Here is a 21,275-nt window from a genome sequence, read left to right on the forward strand (position 1 = left end):
CAAGGTATTAACGGTTACAAGGAGGATCGCTGATGCAGCATCAACTGGGCCTGTCGACGGGCTCTCACAGTGACAACGACGAAAAGTGCCTGCTGGCCAGGGTGTCCAGCGGGGACAGAGGTGCGTTTGAAAAGTTATATAAAATATATTTTTCTCGCCTGACGCGGTTTGTCGGACGCATGACGCGCAGCACGCCGCTGATCGAGGAAGTAATCAACGACACCATGCTGGTGGTATGGCAAAAGGCCGCCACGTACGATGGCACCTGCAAGCCGTCCACCTGGGTGTTTGCGATTGCCTACCGCAAGACCTTGAAAGGCCTGCGCGCCAGCGACGAACCGCTGGAATCGGACGCCACGCTGTACGAAGATGAAAGCGGGCTTCAACCGGAGCAGCATATGCACCGCCAGCAGTTGCAGCAAACCGTGGCAGACGCGCTCGACGCGTTGCCGGCAGCGCAACGCGCGGTGATGGTGCTGACGTATTATCACGAACTGGCCTACAGCGACATCGCCGATATCGTTGCGTGTCCGGTCAATACCGTCAAGACGCGCATGTTCAACGCGCGGCAGAAATTGAAGGATATGTTGTGGAACGAAAGAGAGAACAACCGATGAACGCGGGCGTCTTCAATATCGATGGATCGGGCCCGGAACACCGGGCGGCGCAAGAGCTGTTGCCATGGTACGCGGCGGACAACCTGTCGACCGACGAAAGCCAGCGCGTGGCGCGCCACCTGCAACACTGCATCGCCTGCCGACGCGACCTGGCGCGCGAACGCGCCCTGCTGGCCGCCGCCAACGACGACGACGTCATGCCGCCGGGCCTGGACATGGACGCCGCGCTGGCGCGCCTGATGCCGCAACTGGGTGCACAGGACAAGTCCGGCGATGCCAGCGATTCCGACGACAGCAATCGGCCAACGCCGCCAGCCGCAAGCCCCGCCGTGGCGCCGCTGCGCGCAACGCTGCCCTGGTGGCGCCGCGCGGCCGCCAACGAGCCGTCGTGGCTGCGCTGGGCCGCTGCCGCCCAGTGCGTGCTGATCGTCGGCATGGCCGCCATGCTGGCCCGTCCCGACGCGGCCGACACTGCCAACCTGCCCTCCTATCATGCGCTCGGCAATGGCGCTGCGCCATCCGGCGGCAACCTGGTGGTGATGTTCGAACCGGCGACCACGGAGCGCGAGTTCCGCCGCATCCTGCAACGCCATGGCGCGCGCGTGGTGGACGGCCCCACCGTCACCGATGCCTACCTGCTGCGCGTGCCCGACGCCGAACGCCAGCGCGCGCTCGAGGCGCTGCGCCACGACCCGGCGGTGCGCCTGGCCGAAGCGCTCGACGACAGCGGCGCGCCATGAGCGCTCGCTGGCAGCGCGGCCTGGCAATGCCCACAGCGCACCCGCTGGTGCAGACCTCGCAAGGCCGTTGGCCGCGTTCGCTGGCAGCGCTGGCATCAGCCGCACTGTTAATGGTCGCAATGACCGTGGCGGCGCCAGCCCATGCGTGGCGCGAAAATGTCCAGGACAGCGCCATCGGCGCCCCGGCCGGCGACGACATCGGCGTGCTGCCGGTGGGCGGCGCCGACCATGCGGACGCCGATGGTGCAGGCGATCCGAACCAGCGCCAGTTGCTGGTCATGCTGCGCCTGCCCGCCACCCACTACCGTCCCGACGCCACCTACGGCGGCCGGTACATGGACGACAACGGCAACGGTGCGCGCCGCCGCCGCGCCGAAGCGCTGGCGCGCCAACATGGCATGACCGTTGTCGAAGGCTGGGCCATGTCGCTGCTCGGCATCGACTGCTACGTGATGCAGTACGACGACCACGCCGATCCGCAGCTGCTGATCGAACAACTGAGCCATGATCCACAGGTGGAATGGGCGCAAAGCGTGGCCCGTTTCGACGGCATGGCGCAGGTGCCCGATTCGGCCGCCGCCGACGCTGCCGATGCGCTGTACCAGGTCCAGCCGGCCGCCCGCTACTGGCACGTGGCCGACCTGCACCGCTACGCCACCGGGCGCGAAGTGCGGGTGGCGGTGATCGATAGCGGCATCGATGGCGAACACCCCGACCTGGCAGGCCAGCTCGCGGTCAACACCAACTTCGTCGATGCCGGCCCGCCGCCGCCCGAGCTGCACGGCACCGCCGTCGCCGGCATTATCGCCGCGCGCAGCGGCCACGGCGGCATCGTTGGCGTGGCCCCGCGCGCCCGCCTGATGGGACTGCGCGCCTGCTGGCAGACCAACAACGCCCGCACCCGCTGCAACAGCTTCACGCTGTCGAAGGCGCTCAATTACGCCATCCTCAACAACGCCAAGATCATCAACCTGAGCCTGTCGGGTCCACCGGACAAGCTGCTCGACCGCCTGCTCGACGTGGCGCTCGAACGCGGCATCAGCGTAGTGGGCGCAGTCGATCCGCAGGACAGCGGCCCGGCCTTCCCCGCCAGCCATCGGGGCGTGATGGCGGTGGCCTCGCAACCGCGTCCGGGCATGGCGCCTTCGACTAAAAATAGCGCGACGACCGGCCTGCTTGCCCCCGGCAACGACATCCCGACCACCTCGCCCGGCGCACGCTGGGCCTTCGTCAATGGCAGCTCGTATGCGGCGGCGCACGTCTCCGGCATGCTGGCCCTGCTCGAAGAACTGCGGCCCGACGCCTCGCCCACACAATTGCGCACCATGTTGCAACCTGCGGACATGGTCAAGACTGCTAATATCGATGCATGCGCCACTATTTCCCGCCTGATCCGTCAATGCAGTTGCACCTGCCCCGTGCCCGCAACCGCGACCGCCACTCGGCCAGCACCGGTGCCGTGACCTGGCGCCGGGCAGCGTTTTTATTTTTCAGCGTGATGCTGGCGCCCGCGCCCGCGCTGGCCCAGCTCGACATCACCGGCAGCGTGGCCGTGCAGTCGGAATACCGCTACCGGGGCCAGAACCCCGGCCAGGGCAGCGCGGTGCCGCAGGCTACCGTCAACATCGACAGCGACCATGGCTGGTATGGCGGCGCCTTCGCCAGCGCGATGACCATCGGCGACCTGGAAGGCTACAAGCTGCAAGGCTATGCCGGCTATGCGCAGCGCCTGCGCTCCGGCGGCAGCTGGGAACTCGGTTGCAGTCGCATCACCTACACCCAGGCGCACGACAACGACTTCAGCGAATGCTACGGCGGCCTCAGTTTCGAGCGCGGCAGCGCCCGGCTTTATTATTCACCCAGGTATCTCGGCTACGATGCGCGCGTGCTGTACGGCGAAATCAACGCCTTCTACCCAATCCACCCGCGCTTCAACCTGGTGGGCCACATCGGCCTGATGCACAACCTCAGCGGCGGCTTCTTCCCAGGCATCCCCGACGCCTGGCGTTACGACGCCCGCATCGGCATCGGCATTCCGTTCGGCCGCTACACCCTGCAACTGGCGCGCGAACACGTGCAGGACGACGGCCGCCGCTACACCATGTACCCGGTGCATCCGCCACGCCAGTGGAGCCTGGGGCTGAGTTACGCGTTCTAGGTCCAGCCATGGCCGGCGCTGATCCGCATCCGCACACGCCCGACGGGCGTTATTTCGTGGTGAGAGGCAGACTTTGGCGCCTGAGTAATCCCGACCTGGCGCCAGGCCGGCGCGAGGCGCTGGTCAAGGAACTGATGGCGGCGCGACGCGAGGTAGGCGCCGCACTCAAGGATGGCGACGAACAACGCGAGCGCGCCGCCCGGGCGGCGGTAGACCAGGCCAAGCGCGCGCTGGGTGAACGGGGGCCGGTGTGGTGGACCGATGGCGCGCCGGATTTGAATCGGCATATGGTCAAGAATACCCCATATGCCGGGTGGTTCCAGGCGCTGTCGGCCGGCATGGCAGGCGAGCGGACGGCTTCCGCTCGTTAGCCATGCCTTTCCTGGGGATCGTGCTTGCCATGCTCATCGCGATGATGGGCAGCCTGCTCGTGTCTTTCCACATGGGGCGCCGCGTGTTGCTCGACCGGGTGGGCATGTTCGGCGTGCATGGCCATCATCTGCTGGTGCGGTTGAAATTGGCCATGGCCAGCATTGGCTTCGCGTTGCGGCGATGGTGCGGGCTGCATCACCGGGTTCACGTGCTGCACCGGCGCCATGTGCGCCGGCGCGCTGTTTCTTTCCTGCGCCATGCGCTGGGCTGCGGCATCCGCATGCTGGTGTTCCATCTCCGCCTCGGCAGCTGCCCGGTCGACACCGCGCTCGTTATGCATTGCATGACCGACATCGATTGGCGCCATCCTTGACGCTTGCACTATACGCTCGGCCTGCTGCGGCTGGTGTTGCTGGAACGGCTGGATCGGCTGGTGCTGCTGGAACGGCTGGATCGGCTGGTGCTGCTGGAACGGCTGGTGCTGCTGGAGCGGATCGTGCGCAGTCTGCTGCCTCTGCTGCGTCTGCTGCATCTGGTGCGTCTGCTGCGTCTGCTCCATCTGGTGTATCTGGTGCTGCATCGACGTCGGCGCGGGCATATTGTGCGGCGCTTGCGCGAATTGATGCATCTGCGGCGCGCCAGCGTTATGCATCGGCTGCAATGCCGTCGCCGGCAACGGAAGCACGCCGGGCACCACGTCGCGCTGAGTGAAATGCGGCATGGTCATTGCCGCGACTGGATGCTGCTGCGCGGTGTTGTGGGCGGGACTGGCAGCGAAGTTCTGCGCGAAGTTTGGTGACGGACGGAGCGCGACGTTGGGAGCCGCAAAGTTTTGCGTCCGGTTCACCACGTTGTTGACGTTGTTGACAGTCCGGTAGCTGTTATTGGTGACGTTGATATTGTTGACGCGATTGACCACGGTAACCGACTTCGACACATAGGTCGTGTTGTTGTACACCACCGCCGGACGATGCCAGCCGCCGCCGTAGCCGGAATATCCAGGGCCGCCGTATTGCGGCGCCGGGCCGCCCCAGTTGACGCCCCAGGAATTCCAGCCCCAGTCGTGGTGATGGCTCACCGCGGCCCCCACCAGCACACCGATGCCGAACGACAGCGCGCCGGTCTCCACCAGCGTTTGCGTGGCATACACCGGCCGTTGCTCGACCCAGCCCGGATACACCTGCATCGGCGCGCCGTACACCACGGTCGGATTGTATTGCGGCACATAGACCACGTCGGGCTGGGCCGGTTCGATGACGATCGTCTGGGTCGGCGGCGGTATCACGGCCGGGCCGTCATACACCAGGGGATCGGAGGAAGACCGCGCCACGTAGGCAGGTTCGGGAGAAGCAGGCGCGGAAGAATGGACCACGGTCGAGACCCGCAGGTGCGAGGAGTTTTTCAGGTTGCCCGACTGCTGGGCGCGCGAGCGCAACAGCTGGATCGCGTTCATCACGTCGGCGGGGTCGTTGACGTAGGCGTCACCGAGCGCCGTGGTCCAGTCGATGTTGCTGGCCATCTGGTTCAGCACGGTGGGGAACGTGGTCAGCGATTTGACACTGACGTCCCAGGGCTGGCCGGCTTCGGCACTTTGCAGCGCGTCGCCTTTTAACGATGGATTCTGGCCCAGCCACTGGTTGGCGGCGGCGATTTGCTGGGGATACGTGGCGCCGGCCAGCACCTGGCCCACCAGCTTGTCGGGAAACAGCGCGATCGGCGCCACCATCTGCGACAACTGCTCGGCGGTCGGCGGCGTGTAAGGCGCCGGCTGAGGGGACGTGGCGGCAGTAGCGGCGGGAGCGGCGGTTTGCGGTGCCGGGGGCTGGCCGGGCTTGTTGCAGCCAGCCAGCACCAGCAGGCTCAGTATCAATGACGACGACACCGCTTGCTTGAACATCCTGGGATGAGCATCCATAATCCACATCCTTCTTCGTTAAAAGTATGAATGCAGATTAGCAGGAGCTTGTGGTGGAAGCTGTTACCTGTTGTAACGGATGTCTTTAATGGTAATGATGAGGTTCACTTCCATAACTTGTACAAAACGCTGACGACCTCACCCACCAACCAGAGCCCTTCGGCCTTGTCTTGCCAGTCAAGCGACGACTTTTCCTGCCGTATTTCCGTCCCATCCGCCAAGCGGCCCAGGTTCACTGGCGCGGCGATCTGCACTTTTTCGAGCAAGCGCGGCAACTGCCCTGCTTCCAGCCACAGGCCCCGGCATTCGGGGCAGACGTCCATCTCGATGCCCTTGTACGGCAGAGGCTTCATCATCTTGCCGTCGTGGGGACAGGGGCGCACGCGCGCCGGCTGGTCGGGCTGCTGGTGCAGCGTCAGCGCCGCGTGAGCGCGCACCGCCGGCAGAACGCTGCCGGCGACTGACACGCCCAGGCATTGCGGACACCGATGCACGCCGTAGCCACTCGAGGCACTCGCCTGTAGCGGCGTATCGTCGGCGGGACAAAGCAGCGCCATGTTCCCTGGTTCCTTACGCCAGCCGCGCGGCCAGGTCGTCGACGGTGGCGCGCCATTCGGCATAATGCTCGCTCTCTTCCCACAACTGGCGCAGCTCCGATTGCTCGGAGACGATGCGCGCCAGCGCCTGCTGCGCCTTGACCAACAGGTCGGCGCGCGCTTTGACTGGGCCCTTGGCCTTGGCCTTGGCCTCTGCCGCCGCCTTGCGCGCATCCACCCACTCGTCCACCGACGCGCTGTCCTCGGTGCGCTCGCCGCCCTTGCCTTGCAGCCGCGCCAGCACTTCGATCGCGGCCAGCGCTTCGGCCGCCAGCGGCGCTTCCAGTTCGGCGCCAGCGTCAGCCAGCGCCGTCTCGAGCGTGTTCTCGATGGCGTCCATATTGGTTGTCTCGTGCAAATCCTCGGCCCAGTCCTGGGCGAAGTCGTTGCCGAAAGCGTCTACCGCCCAGGTACCCATGCGTTGCTCCTTATGGCCGCGCTGGTTTGACCAGCGGCAGCTCTTTTTGCGCCATCGTTTGCGACTTCACGACCTGCATCGCAGTGGCGATCAAGCCGCTGATGTCGCCCAGGTTGGCCGGGACGATGATCGAGTTGTTGGTCTTGGCCAGCTTGCCGAACGCTTCCACGTACTGCTCGGCCACCTTCAGGTTGACGGCGTCTTCGCCGCCCGGTTCGCGGATCGCGGCGCCCACCTGGCGCAGCGCATTGGCGCTCGCTTCGGCCAGCGCCACCACGGCTGCCGCCTCGCCCTGGGCGCGGTTGATGGCGGCCTGCTTGTCGCCTTCGGAACGGGCGATCTGCGCTTCGCGTTCGCCGTTGGCGATGTTGATCTGCTCCTGCTTGCGGCCTTCCGAGGCAGCGATCAGCGCGCGCTTTTCGCGCTCGGCGGTAATCTGCGCTTGCATCGCGTGCAGGATCTCTTTTGGCGGCGTCAAGTCCTTGATCTCGTAGCGCAACACCTTCACGCCCCAGTTGGACGCCGATTCGTCGATGGCGTTGACGATGGTGGTGTTGATATGGTCGCGCTCTTCAAACGTTTTGTCGAGTTCCATGCGGCCGATCACCGAGCGCAGGGTGGTTTGCGCCAGCTGCGTGATGGCGGCGATGTAGTTGGACGAGCCGTACGAGGCGCGCATGGCGTCGGTCACCTGGAAGTACAGGATGCCGTCCACTTGCAGCTGCGTGTTGTCGCGCGTGATGCAGACCTGCGGCGGCACGTCGAGCGGGATCTCTTTCAATACGTGCTTGTAGGCGATGCGGTCGACGAACGGGATCACGATATTGAGGCCCGGTCCCAGCGTCGCATGGTATTTGCCAAGCCGCTCCACCACCCACGCGTGCTGCTGCGGCACTACGTTGATGGTCTTGAATACAAACACCAGCGCCAATATAAACAGCACCAGGGTCACATTGCCGAAACTGATATCCATTACGTCTCCTTCGTTTGAAATTAATTTACGCTGTCACGATCAAGCGGCTGCCGCGCACTTCGCGGATGATGTACTTGCCAGGTGCGGGCGCATGGGTAGCCGTTGCCGCAGCCGCAGCGCGGTCGAGCTCCACGTCCCACAGCGCGCCGCGATACATCACGCGGGCCACGCCATCCTGCCAGGCCGGCACGATGATGGCCTGGCCGATGTCGAGGTTGACATTGGGATCGCGCTCGGCGTCGGTGCGCGACCCCATCTTGCCGAAACGGCTGCGGCGCAGGCCGATGGTGGCGGCCACGCCAACGATGGCGGCCAGCATGGTCTGGATCGGCAGCGCCAGCCCGATGGCAGCAGCCAGCGCGCCAAACGCCAGGCCCACGGCGATCATCAAGAGGTAAAAGGTCCCGATGAACAGTTCGACGGTTACCGCGACGCCGGCGGCGATCAGCCAGAAACTCCAGTCAGCCATGATGTCTCCTCGTGTGGTTAGCTGTTTTTAAATACAAAGACCCCCGGAGCCCAATATGGGCCACGAGGGTCTCGGATGCAAGAGCGGTTTGTGTGGAGTAAAAAGCTACTAAATTCATTAACTCCAGTCTAAACCATTTTTGTCTTGCGTCAACTCTTAGTTGCTACATTATTTAGGCTGCAGGCTCGCCAGCTTTTGCCAGGTGTCGATCACCGAGTCCGGGTTCAACGACATCGATTCGATGCCCTGCTCCATCAGCCACACGGCGAAGTCCGGGTGGTCGGAAGGACCCTGGCCGCAGATGCCGATGTACTTGCCCTTTTCGCGGCACGCCTTGATGGCCAGCGACAGCAAGGCCTTGACGGCCGGATCGCGCTCGTCGAAATCGGCTGCCAAGAGCGCCATGCCCGAATCGCGGTCCAGGCCCAGGGTCAGCTGGGTCAGGTCGTTGGAACCGATCGAGAAGCCGTCGAAGAACTCGAGGAACTGGTCGGCCAGGATCGCGTTCGATGGCACTTCGCACATCATGATCAGGCGCAGGTCGTTTTCGCCGCGTACCAGGCCGTTCTTGGCCAGCAGGTTCACGACCTTCTCGGCCTGGCCCAGGGTGCGCACGAACGGCACCATGATCTCGACGTTGGTCAGGCCCATGTCGTTACGCACGCGCTTCATGGCCAGGCATTCCATCTCGAAGGCGCCGGCAAAATCTTCGGCCAGGTAGCGCGCAGCGCCACGGAAGCCCAGCATCGGGTTTTCTTCGTCCGGCTCGTAGCGCGAACCGCCGATCAGCTTCTTGTACTCGTTGGACTTGAAGTCCGACATGCGCACAATGACTTTTTTCGGCCAGAAGGCAGCAGCGATGGTGGCGATACCTTCGGCCAGCTTGTCCACGTAGAAGGCTTTCGGCGAAGCGTGGCCGCGCGCGACCGACTCCACCGCTTTTTTCAGGTCGGCGTCGATGTTCGGGTATTCCAGGATCGCTTTCGGGTGCACACCAATATTGTTATTGATGATGAACTCGAGGCGGGCCAGGCCCACGCCGGCATTCGGCACCGACTGGAAATCGAACGCCAACTGCGGGTTACCGACGTTGAGCATGATCTTGGTTGGCAGTTTCGGCAGTTCGCCGCGCTGCACTTCCGAGATTTCGGTTTCCAGCAGGCCGTCGTAGATCTTGCCTTCGTCGCCCTCGGCGCACGAGACGGTCACAAACGTGCCGTCCTTGAGCACTTCGGTGGCGTCGCCGCAACCGACGACTGCCGGCACGCCCAGCTCGCGCGCGATGATCGCCGCGTGGCAGGTACGGCCGCCACGGTTGGTGACAATCGCCGAGGCGCGCTTCATGACCGGTTCCCAGTTCGGGTCGGTCATGTCGGCCACCAGCACGTCGCCAGGCTGCACGCGTTCCATTTCCGACGGGTCGGTAATCACGCGCACCGGGCCGGCGCCGATCTTCTGGCCGATGGCGCGGCCGGACGTCAGCACGGTGCCGGTCGATTTCAGCTTGAAGCGCTGCTGCACGTCGGTCGCTTTCTGCTGCGATTTGACGGTTTCAGGACGCGCCTGCAGGATGTACAGCTTGCCGTCGCGGCCATCCTTGCCCCACTCGATGTCCATCGGACGGCCGTAGTGGTTTTCGATGATGACAGCGTACTTGGCCAGCTCCACCACCTCGGTGTCGTTGAGCGAGTAGCGGTTGCGCAGTTCCACCGGCACGTCCACGGTTTTCACCGAGCGGCCAGCCTTGGCTTCGTTGGTGAATTCCATCTTGATCAGCTTGGAGCCGATGTTGCGGCGGATGACAGGCGATTTGCCTTTTTCCAGCATCGGCTTGTGCACGTAGAATTCGTCCGGGTTGACGGCGCCCTGCACCACGGTCTCGCCCAGGCCATAGCTCGAGGTGACGAACACCACGTCCTTGAAGCCCGATTCGGTATCGATGGTAAACATCACGCCGGCGGCGCCCAGGTCGGAACGGACCATGCGCTGCACGCCGGCCGACAACGCCACTTCGGCGTGGGTAAAGCCCTTGTGCACGCGGTACGAAATGGCGCGGTCGTTGTACAGCGACGCGAACACGTGCTTCATCGCTTCGAGCACGTTGTCGATGCCGACCACGTTCAGGAACGACTCCTGCTGACCGGCGAACGACGCATCAGGCAAGTCTTCGGCAGTGGCCGACGAACGCACGGCAAACGACATTTCGGTGGTGGAGTCGGCGACCAGGCGCTCGTAGAAGGCCGTGATATCGGCCTGCAGGCGTGGCTGGAACGGAGTTTCGATGATCCAGCCACGAATCTCGGAGCCCGCTTGCGCCAGCGCGCGCACGTCGTCGATGTTCAGGTCGGCCAGGCGGTCGGCGATGCGGTCTGCCAGCGGCTTGCCGCCGTCGACGCTGTGGGTGAGGAAGTCGCGGAATGCCTGCGCCGTGGTGGCAAAGCCGCCAGGCACACGCACGCCGGCGCCAGCGAGCTGGCTGATCATTTCGCCCAGGGACGCGTTTTTGCCACCGACCGACTCAACGTCGGTCATGCGCAAATTTTCAAACGATGCGACGTAAACCGCTTCGCCAGCCTGCTCCTTCAATGCTGCGTTAGACATAAAAAACACCTTTTTGATGATAGAAATCTTTCAGCCGGGTGCAGACGTCTCCGTTTTGCTTGTTCTTGTTATTCTGGTCGTCGTGCACCACAATCATGCTATTGGCAACCATTCTACAGCCTGTAACGATAATTGACGATTCCCAAACAAGACAGGCATACAAAACCATGACACAAGAACAACGCTCAACTTTCCCTACAGCATCACGCACGGTGTTCTTCGTTTCCGACGGCACCGGCATCACGGCGGAAACCTTTGGTCACTCGGTGCTTACCCAGTTCGAGCTGCGCTTCCGCCAGATCCGCCTGCCCTTCATCGACACGCTCGACAAGGCCCACGACGCCGCCCGTAAAATCAACGAGGCGTTCGTGACCGACGGCCAGCGCCCGATCATTTTTTCCACGCTGGTGCAAACCGAGTTGTCGGACGTGATCAGCCGCTGCAAGGGCATGTATATGGACTTGTTCCAGACCTTCGTGGCGCCGCTCGAGCAAGAATTGAATGTCAAGTCGACCCACACCATCGGCCGCTCGCACAATATCGTCGACAGCGAGGAATACAAGAATCGCATCGAGGCGATCAACTTCTCGCTGGCGCACGACGACGGCCAGTCGCACAAGAACCTCGCTTCGGCCGACATCATCCTGGTCGGCGTGTCGCGCTCGGGCAAAACGCCAACGAGCTTGTACCTGGCCATGCAGTACGGCATCAAGGCGGCCAATTACCCGCTGATTCCCGACGACTTCGAGCGCGGTCGCCTGCCGTCGTCGCTGTACGAATTCAAGTCGAAGATTTTCGGCCTGACCATCACGCCGGAGCGCCTGACCGAGATCCGCAACGAACGCCGCGCCGGCAGCAAGTACGCGTCGATCGAGAACTGCCGCTACGAGGTCAACGAAGCGGAATCCATGATGAAGCGCGAGGGGATCCGCTGGCTGTCGTCCACCACCAAGTCGATCGAGGAGATTTCCACGACGATTTTGCAGGAGATCAAGCCCGACCGGCGCGATTATTGAACCCGCACGGCCTACCGGGGTCGCGGGCTGGGCTCCCTACAAGCGCGGCGGATCGGTATCGCGAACGTAAACCCGGTGGCGGCTCAGCACAGCCACGAACTGCGCCAGCGCGTCAGCCAGGTCGCAACTGTCAGCCGCGATCACTCCGGGATCCGCCTCACCATCGGGCAGCCGGTCCGGGATGCGCGCGGTGCGCAGCAGCACCGCGCCGCTGCCCACCGCCAGCATGGGTTTGAGGTGGCGAAACTGCAGCCTCAAAAATTCCAGCGCGCGCGCATCGCGCGATAGCGTGCATTCGCCGTCCGGATAATCGGGCACGATCACCGCATCGAACAGCACCGACGGTCCCGCCTCGAAACTGAGTTCCACGTCCAGCGGCGCGTCGTCGCTGGCGGCCACCTTGCCGATCTGTTCCCCCACCAGCCGTGGCGCCGCGCCCAGGTCCAGCAGCGCCGCATACAGCTTGCGCGTTTGCGGACCGTCCACGCCCGGCGCCACCAGCAGCGCCACCCGCCGCGTGGCGATTCCCACGCTGCCGGGACGACTGAGCAGCGACAGCGGCGACGACGGCGAATACGGATGCGGCGGGCGATCGGTGGCGGGCGGCAGCGGCGCCGGGACGTCCATCCCCAGGCTGGCGGCCACGCGCGTGACCAGCACCTCGTCCACGCTGGCCAGCAACGCCAGCACCCGCTTACGCACCGCTGGCGTCTGCACCCGCGTCAGTTCGAAGCGGAAGGCCTGCACGATGTGGTCCTGCTCGACCGGCGCCTGGCTGATCCAGAACAGGCGCGCCTGTGAATAGTGGTCGGCGAACAGCGCGGGCTTGCCGCGCACCTGATTACCCTGCGATGCTTCCGGCACGCTGACAAAGCCGCGTGCGCCGGCCTGGAACGGGCAGCCGCCCGCCAGAGAATTGGGGTCGTAGTTGACGCGGCCGCGGTTGATCTGCTGGCGGTGAAAACCCTCGCGCTGGTTGTTGTGGATGGGCGCCACCGGGCTGTTGATCGCAATCTCGTGGAAGTTGGGGCCACCCAGGCGCGTGAGCTGGGTGTCGATGTACGAGTGCAGACGGCCTTGCAGCAGCGGGTCGTTGGAAAAGTCGATGCCCGGCACCACGTGGGCAGCGCAAAACGCCACCTGCTCGGTCTCGGCGAAAAAGTTGTCGGGGTTGCGATTGAGCACCAGCTTGCCCACAGCGCGCAGCGGCACCAGCTCTTCCGGCACCAGCTTGGTGGCGTCGAGCACATCGAACGGCAGGCGCGCCGCCTGCGCTTCGGAAAACACCTGCAAGCCCAGCTCCCACTCGGGGAACTGGCCGCTGTCGATCGCTTCCCACAGGTCGCGCCGGTGAAAATCCGGATCGGCGCCGGCGATGCGCAACGCCTCGTCCCACACCAAAGAATGAGTTCCGGCCAGCGGGGTCCAGTGGAACTTGCAGAACACCGACGCGCCACGTGCATTGACCAGCCGGAACGTATGCACGCCAAAGCCCTGCATGGTGCGGTAGCTGCGCGGGATGGCCCGGTCCGACATCTGCCACAGCAGCATGTGGGCGATTTCGGGACTGAGCGAGGCGAAGTCCCAGTAGGTATCGTGCGCGCTCTGGGCCTGCGGCATGGCGTGGTGCGGTTCCGGCTTCAGGGCGTGCACCACGTCCGGGAACTTCATCGCGTCCTGGATGAAGAACACCGGAATGTTATTGCCCACCAGGTCCCAGTTGCCCTGCTCCGTATAAAACTTGACGGCAAAGCCGCGCACGTCGCGCACGGTATCGGCCGAACCGCGCTCGCCCACCGCCGTGGAAAACCGCACGAACACCGGGGTGCGCTTGCCCGGCGCGCCGAACAGCGCGGCGCGGGTGATCGCCGACAGGTCGTCGTAGCTCTCGAAGTAGCCGTGGGCCGCCGAGCCGCGCGCATGGACCACGCGTTCGGGTATCCGTTCATGGTCGAAGTGGGTGAGCTTTTCGCGCAGGATGAAGTCTTCCATCAGCGTCGGGCCGCGCAGGCCTGCTTTCAGACTATGCTGGTTATCCGCCACCGGCACGCCGAAGTTGGTGGTGAGCATGCGGCCGCTGTCGTCCACCCGTACCCGGTCGAGCGGGCCGTCGAGCGGATTGTCGCCCAGGTCGGGCTGGCCGGCGCCCACCTTGGGCGAGGCCACGGTCTCGGTGCTGGTGCTGGCCGTGGCCAGCGGCGAGGTCGGGGTTTCGGTGTCGCCCTCGTGCGGCACGTAGGCGGCGTCGCCGTATTCGAGCGCCTTGGTGGTGTTGTACGGCATCTCGGCGGCCGACTGGGCGTCGCTGACGACCTTCTCGATCAACTGGCTGGCGATCGGGTTGGGTGGTCCCAGGCGCGACGGGCGCGGCGCCTTCGACGGGCCGCCAACAGTGCTCAGGACCGAGCCTGCACCATCCACATCGCCGCCATTGCTTTTACGTTTGGCCATCTCGCGCTCCTCGTCTGGCGTCCCCTCAACACGGAGGACCGAGGTCGAGTTTGCGATTCTGAGGCTGACGCCGCTTGATGTCGGTCAAGCGCGGGGAGAACAGGAATTCCCGGGGAAAACGACTAGAAAAAATGGCGCCAGTCGGAGAGCCAGTCGGGAAATTCTTCGACCGGCATGGGCTTGGCGATGTAATAGCCCTGGGCATACGTGCAGCCCAGTCCCTGCAGGAAATCCCAGTCCTGCTTGGTCTCAACGCCCACCGCCACCGAGCGCCGTTCCAGGCTGCGCGCCAGGCCCAGGCACGAGCGCAGCACGGTGGCAATGGCCGGCTTGCGGAACGCGCCATCGACAAAGCTGCGATCGATTTTCAGCTCCGAGAACGGCACCCGCGCCAGCAGTTGCAGGTTGATCAGGCCGGTGCCGTAATCGTCGATGGCCAGGCCAAAACCCTTCATGCGCAGCCGTAGCAGCCGTTCCAGGAAGTGCGGCGTGGTGGTGAGCACCGCTTTTTCCGTCATCTCGAAGGTGAGATAGTCGGGCATGATGCGGTGGCGCTCCAGGCAGGCGTCGATCTGCTCCATGAACTGCGGGTGCGCCAGCGTGCTGGGATCGACGTTGACCGAGAACGAAATCGGGATGCCGTCGTCGTGCAGGCGGCGACAGGCCTGCACCGATTTTTCGATCAGCGCCCAGTCCAGAAAATCGATGCGGTGGTTTTCCACCAGCGCCGGCATGAACGACGCAGGGCCGAGAATGCCGTAGCGCGAATGGCGCCAGCGCGCGAACATCTCCAGCCCTTTCACACGCCCGGTTTCGAGTTCGATCTTGGGCTGGAAGTGCGGCGCGAACTCGTTGTTGTTCAAGCCGTGCCCCACCTCCGCGAACGACAGCGTGGGCGTACGCGCAGGCCGCACTTCTGGCGGTTTCAGATGGCTGGCGATTACGGCCTCGAGGCGGCCGGCGATCAGCGGCTTGGTCATCACGCCCAGCACATTGAGGCCGAAGGCGTCGGCCATCGACTCGATCGAGAACAGCACGGAATTGGTTTGCGAACCGAAGATGATCAGGCCGGAGCGGCTTTGCAGGTCGCCCATGCGGCGGATGACTTCCAGCGCGTCGGTACCAGGCACCTGCAAGTCGAGGATGATGACATTGACGGCCGGCTGGTGGCGCAGGCCCAGGCAGCGCAGCGCGGTGTCGCCGTCGGCCGCCTCGGTGATCTGGACCGCGCCCAGGCGCTGCAGGATATCGACCAGCACACGGCGCTGCGCGTCGTCTCCTTCAGCGACCAGAAAATGCAACTGCCCGATATCCATAACTGCTCCGGTGGAAACTGCCTAGCCCTGATTCTGCCTGAGTTGTTCGAAAAAGCATACTGCTGCGCAAGCGGCGACGTTGAGCGACTCCACCTGGCCCGCGTGGGGAATCACGACCTGGTGGGAAGCGAGCGCCAGCAGGTCGTGCGCCACGCCCTGCCCTTCGTGGCCGAACAGCCACGCCACCGGCTGGCGCAGGTTCACATCATACAGGCGCTGCGTGGCGTAGCCGCTGGTGGCCAGCGACAGCACCTGCGAATTCGACACCAGCGCTGGCAGATCGACATTCTCGAAGATATCAAGCACGAAGTGGGCGCCCATGGCCGCGCGCAGCACCTTGGGCGACCAGCAGAACGCAGTGCCGGCGCTGCAGTACACTTGCGTAATGCCAGCCGCTGCCGCGCTGCGCAGGATCGAGCCGACGTTGCCGGGGTCCTGCACGCCGTCGAGCAGCACCGCCGAGACCTTGAGCGGCTCGGTCACAACGCGTTCCGGCGTGGGGATCAAGAACATCACGCCCACGCCGTGCTCCACCTGGCTAATCGCGTTGTACAGCGCATCGGGCAAGGCCAGTACGTGCGCGTGTTGCGCCTGCAGCGCGCCGACGATCTCCATCACTTCCCGGTTGTGCAGCGCGGTTTCGCCGACGATGCACTGCTCGGGCGCGCCGCGCAGTTGCAGGTACGACTGGCACAGGTGCACGCCGTCGAGCAGGGTGCGGCCCGACTTGCGGCGCGCCTGGGCGCTGCCGGCCAGTTTGACCAGGTCCTTGTACTGCGCATTGTCGCGCGAGGTGATGGTCTTCATGCGCCCACCTCGATCTGGATGGTCACGCCGCTTTGCAGGGCCAGCACGGCGCGTACCGGTGCGAACGAGCGGCGATGCACCGGCGACGCGCCATGCTCACGCAAACGCGCCAGGTGCAGCGCGGTGCCGTAGCCCTTGTGCTGGTCGAAGCAGTAATGCGGATACTGCGCGTGCAGCTGCACCAGCGCGGCGTCGCGCGCGGTCTTGGCCAGGATCGATGCGGCCGAGATGGCATCGACCTTGTCGTCGCCGCCGATCACGGCGATCGACTGGATCCGCATGACCGGGCAGCGGTTGCCGTCGATCAGGGCCAGCGTGGGCACAGTGGACAACGCTTCGACCGCGCGGCGCATGGCCAGCATCGACGCCTGCAAAATATTGAGCTGGTCGATCTCGTCCTCCGACGCCTGGGCAATCGCCCACGCCAGTGCCTGCGACTTGATCACCGGGGCCAGCAGATCGCGCTTGGCTTCGGTGAGTTTTTTGGAGTCGCGCAGGCCCAGGATGGGGCGGTTCGGGTCGAGGATGACGGCGGCGGCAAACACCGGGCCGGCCAGCGGCCCACGGCCGGCTTCATCCACCCCGCAGATGATTTCGTCGGGGGAGTCGGGTATGTCGTCGAACAGGCCGGGGGTTGGGTTTTTCACGTTTTACTCTGACTGTTAATTCAATTTAATGCGTACAAATTAGATCCCCGGCTGCGCGGGGATGACGGAACCAGAGCCAGCGGCCTCAACGCCGTCATCCCCGCGCAGGCGGGAATCCAATGCGCTAGCCGCGGCCGATCACTTTGAGCACCGCCGCCGCACTCTCCACCGCGCTGTTGCGCAGCAGGCTGTGATGCATGTCGGTAAAACGCTGCGCCAGCCGCAGCCGGTGCGGCGCGTCGGACAGCTGCTGCCACATGGCGTCGGCCAGCGCTTGCGGGTTGGCGGCGTCCTGCAGCATCTCGGGCACGAGGAATTCGCGCGCCAGGATGTTGGGCAGCCCTACCCACGGCTGGTAGCCGAAGTGGCGCAGTATCTGCCACTCCAGCGCCATCATTTTATAGGCAATCACCATCGGCTTCTTGAACAGCGCCACTTCCAGCGACGCCGTACCGGAGGCCACCAGCACCGCGTCGCCGGCGGCAATCGCCGTGTGCGACTGGCCGTCGAGCAGGTCGATTTCCACGTCCTGCAAGCCCGCCTGCGCCACCAGTTCCAGGAAATACCGGCGCTGGCGTTCGCCGGCCATCGGCGCGACAAATCGCAGCGAGCGGTCGCGCTGCTTGAGCAATTTGGCCGCCTGCACAAAGGCCACCGTATTGTATTTGAGCTCGGACATGCGGCTGCCGGGCATGATGGTGACCACGTTGGCGTCCTGCGGCAAGCCGAGCTTGGCGCGCGCGCCCGCCTCGTCCGGCGCCATCGGGATCACCTCGGCCAGCGGATGGCCCACGTAAGTCACCGGCACGCCGGCCTGGCGATAGATTTCTTCCTCGAACGGGAACACCACCAGCATGTGCGAAACGGCCCTGATGATTTTCTTGATGCGGCCACCGCGCCAGGCCCAGATCTGCGGCCCGATGTAGTGGATGGTGGGAATACCCGCCGCCTTCAACTGCTCTTCCAGCCCCAGGTTAAAACCGGGATAGTCGGCGCCGATAAAGGCCGCCGGGGGGTCGGCCAGCAACTGGTCGCGCAACTGGTTCTGGATACCCTTGATCTCGCGGTACCGTGGTATCACGGCCAGCAGGCCGCGCACGGTCAGCTTGTCCATCGACACATGCGATTCGAAACCCTGGGCGATCATATGCTCGCCGCCGATGCCGCGAAGACGGGCGCCGGGGATGTGCGGCTTGAGGCCGGAAAGCAAACGGGCGGCCAACAGGTCGCCCGATGGTTCTCCGGCGACCATCGCCAGCGACAGATTGTCAGCGGACGATGCCACGGGACGCCGTATCGAGGAATTCGCGCATGGCGCGGATGTGCACTGCCGCGCCCGGCGTGGCCTGCTCTTCGGCCAGCAACGCGGCCTTGGCTTCTTCCAGCGTCAGGCCCGAGCGGTACAGCAGCTTGTAAGCGGTGCGGACGCCGTTGATCTCTTCGCGCGTAAAGCCGCGGCGCTTGAGGCCTTCGATATTGACGCCGTGCGCCTGCGCCGGGTTACCGTTCAACAGCACGAACGGCGGCACGTCCTGCGTCAGGCTGGTGCTCATGCCCACGAACGCATGGGCGCCGATCTTGCAGAACTGGTGGACATTGGCGAAACCGCTCATGATCACCCAGTCGCCGATTTCCACGTGGCCAGCGATCTGCGCATTGTTCGAGAAGATGGTGTTGCTGCCCACCTGGCAGTCGTGCGCCAGGTGCACGTACGCCGAGATCCAGTTGTCGTTGCCCAGCGACGTGACGCCCTTGTCCTGCACCGTGCCGGTGTTGAAGGTGCAAAATTCGCGGATCGTGTTGCGGTCGCCGATGGTCAGGCGGGTGGGTTCGCCCGCCCATTTTTTATCCTGCGGCGCAGCGCCGATCGACGAGAACTGGAACAGCTTGTTGTCACGGCCAATGGTGGTGTGGCCTTCGATCACCACGTGCGGACCGACCACGGTGCCGGCGTCGATTTGCACGTGCGGTCCGATGACCGTGTACGCGCCGACGTCGACGCTGCTATCGAGCTGCGCTTTCGGATCGATGACTGCGGTGGCGTGGATGGTGCCCATGATTACTGCCCCGCAGGCTGGCTGGCGTCCGCAACGCTGCGGATGGTGCACATCAGTTCCGCTTCCACGGCCACCTGGCCATCGACCGTGCCCACGGCCTTGTATTTCCAGATGCCGCGCGCGTTGCGCAGGATTTCCACGTCCATCTTCAGCTGGTCGCCAGGACCGACCGGGCGCTTGAAGCGGGCGCCGTCGATACCGACGAAGTACACGACCGAGCTTTCGTCAGGCTTGATGCCCATGGTCTTGAACGACAGCAGCGCAGCGGTCTGCGCCATCGCTTCGATCATCAGCACGCCAGGCATGACCGGCTTGTGCGGGAAGTGGCCGTTGAAGAACTCTTCGTTGACGGTGACGTTCTTGATCGCGGTGATCGACTTGCCTTCTTCGTACGCGAGCACGCGGTCCACCAGCAGCATCGGGTAGCGGTGCGGCAGGTAGGACTTGATTTCGCAGATGTCCATGGTCTTGGCGGTGTCAGGCTGGGTAGTGGTCATGATTCGTTTTCTTTATTGGTCTTGATAATTTTTTCCAGCGCGCGGATTTTCTCGCGCATGCCGGGCAGGTTGCGCACGATGGCGGCCGACTTTTCCCATTCGGCGTTTTTGGCCAGCGGATAAAAGCCCGTGTACTGGCCCGGCTCCAGGATCGAGCGCGACACCATCGACGCCGAGCCCACGTGCACCCGGTCGACGATGGTCAGGTGGCCGAGCACCATCGACGCGCCGCCGAAGGTGCAGTACTTGCCAATCTTGGCGCTGCCGGCCACGCCGGTGCACCCGGCCATGGCCGTGTGGGCGCCGATATGGCAGTTGTGGCCGATCTGGATCTGGTTGTCGAGCTTGACGCCGTCTTCGATGATGGTGTCGGCCAGCGCGCCCCGGTCGATGGTGGTGTTGGCGCCGATGTCGACGTCGTCACCGATCACCACGCGGCCGGTTTGCGGGATCTTGATGTACACGCCGGCCTCGTTGGCGAAGCCGAAACCGTCGGTGCCGATCACGGCGCCCGAGTGGATGATGCCGCGCGCGCCAATGATGCAATGGGCGTGAAACGTGACGTTGGCAAAGAAATGCGTGCCCTCGCCCACTTCGGCTTCGCGGCCGATGTAGCAGCCGGCGTCGATCACCGCGTGCTCGCCGATCACGGCGCCCGCTTCGATCACCACGCGCGCGCCGATGTGGGCGCTGGCGGCAACGTGGGCGTCAGCGGCCACCACCGCGCTCGGATGCACGCCGGGGGCCGGCACGAAGGCCGTGAGCGATTCGAAATACTGCGCCGCGCGGGCGAAATACACGTAGGGGTTGGGGACAACGATGCGCGCGCCGGTGTAACCGGCGGCGATGAATTCGTCATCCTTGGCGGCGACGATCAGGGCCGCCGCGTGGCTGTCGCGCGCCTGGGCGCGCAGTTTGCTATTGCTGAGAAAGCTGATGTGCGAAACGCCGGCATCGGCCAATGGAGCGATCCCGGTCACTTCCAGGTCCGGGTCCCCCATCAACTCACCACCGAAGCGTTCGACCAATGTGCCCAGTCGAGTGCCCATCATGGTCCTTTTTTACTTGTCTTTGTCGAGCGCTGCCAACACCTTTTCGGTGATGTCGATACGCTTGCTGGCCCATACCGCATCTTGCAGCACGATATCGAAGCCTTCGGTATCGGCCATCTGGCGGATGATCTTGGTGGCGCGGTCGGAAATGGCCTGGCGTTCCTCGTTGGTGCGCTGGCTCAGGTCTTCGCGGAACTCGCGCTGGCGGCGCTGGAATTCCTTGTCCAGATCGAACACGTCGCGCTGGCGACGCGTGCGTTCGGCTTCGGACAGCGCCGGCGCGTCTTTTTCCAGCTTGGCGGAAGCGGCCTTCAGGCGCCCTTCCATTTCGGACATGGCTTTTTCGCGCGATTTGAACTCTTCCTGCAGCTTTTCGCTGGCCAGCTTGGCCAGCTTGGACTCGTTATAGATGCGCTCCGGGCTGAGCCAGGCGATGCGCGACAGCGAGGTCTGCGCGTGCGCCGGCGCGACGGCGCACCAGCCCATGGCCGCCAGGGCGAGCGTGGCGGCAATAGATTTGGTCATCGTGGCGGATGCAGTATTCAACTTGATTCTCCGATTAAATATAGAGTG

At 64.3% G+C, this 21,275-nt stretch carries 21 protein-coding genes; 6 read left to right on the plus strand and 15 right to left on the minus strand.

Features of this window, described 5'->3' with window-relative positions:
- Nucleotides 1–32 precede the first annotated feature (32 nt).
- Genes DUPY_RS09505 through DUPY_RS09525 form a run of 5 tightly spaced genes read left to right on the plus strand, consistent with a single transcriptional unit; the run spans nt 33 to nt 3,886 of the window.
- Complete coding sequence (locus DUPY_RS09505) at nt 33–617, plus strand: RNA polymerase sigma factor (protein WP_070247580.1); 585 nt, start codon at nt 33–35, stop codon at nt 615–617.
- Nucleotides 590–1,357, plus strand: coding sequence for a zf-HC2 domain-containing protein (locus DUPY_RS09510; RefSeq protein WP_229255310.1), 768 nt, complete (start codon nt 590–592; stop codon nt 1,355–1,357). Before DUPY_RS09505 ends, DUPY_RS09510 begins: the two co-directional genes overlap by 28 nt.
- Nucleotides 1,354–2,820, plus strand: coding sequence for a S8 family peptidase (locus DUPY_RS09515; RefSeq protein ID WP_229255311.1), 1,467 nt, complete (start codon nt 1,354–1,356; stop codon nt 2,818–2,820). Before DUPY_RS09510 ends, DUPY_RS09515 begins: the two co-directional genes overlap by 4 nt.
- Nucleotides 2,757–3,515 carry a TorF family putative porin gene (locus tag DUPY_RS09520; protein WP_070247582.1) on the plus strand — a complete coding sequence of 253 codons (759 nt, stop codon included), beginning with the start codon at nt 2,757–2,759 and terminating at the stop codon, nt 3,513–3,515. Before DUPY_RS09515 ends, DUPY_RS09520 begins: the two co-directional genes overlap by 64 nt.
- Nucleotides 3,516–3,574: 59 nt before the next feature.
- Nucleotides 3,575–3,886 (plus strand): hypothetical protein, encoded by a 312-nt coding sequence (locus tag DUPY_RS09525; protein WP_229255312.1) that lies wholly within the window; start codon nt 3,575–3,577, stop codon nt 3,884–3,886.
- On the opposite strand, the gene DUPY_RS28625 is transcribed toward DUPY_RS09525, so the two are convergent.
- From DUPY_RS28625 to ppsA, 6 genes are all read right to left on the minus strand, one after another.
- Nucleotides 3,883–5,802 (minus strand): DUF3300 domain-containing protein, encoded by a 1,920-nt coding sequence (locus DUPY_RS28625; protein ID WP_229255313.1) that lies wholly within the window; start codon nt 5,800–5,802, stop codon nt 3,883–3,885. The genes DUPY_RS09525 and DUPY_RS28625 overlap by 4 nt on opposite strands.
- A gap of 104 nt (nt 5,803–5,906) precedes the next feature.
- A complete protein-coding gene (locus DUPY_RS09535) occupies nt 5,907–6,359 on the minus strand; it encodes a TFIIB-type zinc ribbon-containing protein (RefSeq protein ID WP_070247585.1) in 453 nt (150 codons plus the stop codon).
- 13 nt (nt 6,360–6,372) lie between these two features.
- The gene (locus DUPY_RS09540) at nt 6,373–6,816 is read right to left on the minus strand and encodes a DUF4259 domain-containing protein (RefSeq protein WP_070247586.1); all 444 of its coding nucleotides are present in this window, start codon (nt 6,814–6,816) and stop codon (nt 6,373–6,375) included.
- Nucleotides 6,817–6,826: 10 nt separating this feature from the next.
- Nucleotides 6,827–7,789, minus strand: a complete 963-nt coding sequence (locus DUPY_RS09545; RefSeq protein ID WP_070247587.1) for an SPFH domain-containing protein — start codon at nt 7,787–7,789, stop codon at nt 6,827–6,829.
- A 25-nt stretch (nt 7,790–7,814) separates the two neighbouring features.
- Nucleotides 7,815–8,258 (minus strand): NfeD family protein, encoded by a 444-nt coding sequence (locus DUPY_RS09550; RefSeq protein ID WP_070247588.1) that lies wholly within the window; start codon nt 8,256–8,258, stop codon nt 7,815–7,817.
- A 168-nt stretch (nt 8,259–8,426) separates the two neighbouring features.
- Entirely contained in the window at nt 8,427–10,859 is a 2,433-nt protein-coding gene (gene ppsA / locus DUPY_RS09555; protein ID WP_070247589.1) for a phosphoenolpyruvate synthase, read from the minus strand.
- 167 nt (nt 10,860–11,026) lie between these two features.
- Between ppsA and ppsR the strand changes: the two genes are divergently transcribed.
- Nucleotides 11,027–11,875, plus strand: a complete 849-nt coding sequence (ppsR, locus tag DUPY_RS09560; protein WP_070247590.1) for a posphoenolpyruvate synthetase regulatory kinase/phosphorylase PpsR — start codon at nt 11,027–11,029, stop codon at nt 11,873–11,875.
- 36 nt (nt 11,876–11,911) lie between these two features.
- Here ppsR and DUPY_RS09565 read toward each other — a convergent pair whose 3' ends face one another.
- From DUPY_RS09565 to DUPY_RS09605, 9 genes are all read right to left on the minus strand, one after another.
- A complete protein-coding gene (locus DUPY_RS09565) occupies nt 11,912–14,326 on the minus strand; it encodes a catalase (RefSeq protein WP_070247591.1) in 2,415 nt (804 codons plus the stop codon).
- 122 nt (nt 14,327–14,448) lie between these two features.
- The gene (locus DUPY_RS09570; RefSeq protein WP_070247592.1) at nt 14,449–15,642 is read right to left on the minus strand and encodes an EAL domain-containing response regulator; all 1,194 of its coding nucleotides are present in this window, start codon (nt 15,640–15,642) and stop codon (nt 14,449–14,451) included.
- Between the two features lie 21 nt (nt 15,643–15,663).
- Entirely contained in the window at nt 15,664–16,449 is a 786-nt protein-coding gene (locus DUPY_RS09575; RefSeq protein ID WP_070247593.1) for a TrmH family RNA methyltransferase, read from the minus strand.
- Entirely contained in the window at nt 16,446–17,096 is a 651-nt protein-coding gene (gene rnhB / locus DUPY_RS09580; RefSeq protein ID WP_070247594.1) for a ribonuclease HII, read from the minus strand. The genes DUPY_RS09575 and rnhB overlap by 4 nt, the downstream gene beginning before the upstream one ends.
- Before the next feature lie 124 nt (nt 17,097–17,220).
- Entirely contained in the window at nt 17,221–18,381 is a 1,161-nt protein-coding gene (gene lpxB, locus DUPY_RS09585) for a lipid-A-disaccharide synthase (protein WP_070247595.1), read from the minus strand.
- The gene (lpxA, locus tag DUPY_RS09590) at nt 18,365–19,153 is read right to left on the minus strand and encodes an acyl-ACP--UDP-N-acetylglucosamine O-acyltransferase (RefSeq protein WP_070247596.1); all 789 of its coding nucleotides are present in this window, start codon (nt 19,151–19,153) and stop codon (nt 18,365–18,367) included. Before lpxA ends, lpxB begins: the two co-directional genes overlap by 17 nt.
- A gap of 2 nt (nt 19,154–19,155) precedes the next feature.
- Nucleotides 19,156–19,650, minus strand: a complete 495-nt coding sequence (gene fabZ, locus DUPY_RS09595) for a 3-hydroxyacyl-ACP dehydratase FabZ (protein ID WP_070247597.1) — start codon at nt 19,648–19,650, stop codon at nt 19,156–19,158.
- Complete coding sequence (gene lpxD, locus DUPY_RS09600; protein WP_070247635.1) at nt 19,647–20,699, minus strand: UDP-3-O-(3-hydroxymyristoyl)glucosamine N-acyltransferase; 1,053 nt, start codon at nt 20,697–20,699, stop codon at nt 19,647–19,649. Before lpxD ends, fabZ begins: the two co-directional genes overlap by 4 nt.
- A gap of 12 nt (nt 20,700–20,711) precedes the next feature.
- On the minus strand, nt 20,712–21,227 hold the full coding sequence (locus tag DUPY_RS09605; protein WP_070247598.1) for an OmpH/Skp family outer membrane protein: 516 nt from the start codon (nt 21,225–21,227) through the stop codon (nt 20,712–20,714).
- Nucleotides 21,228–21,275 lie beyond the last annotated feature (48 nt).

Source organism: Duganella phyllosphaerae, assembly GCF_001758785.1.
Lineage (GTDB): Bacteria > Pseudomonadota > Gammaproteobacteria > Burkholderiales > Burkholderiaceae_D > Rugamonas > Rugamonas phyllosphaerae.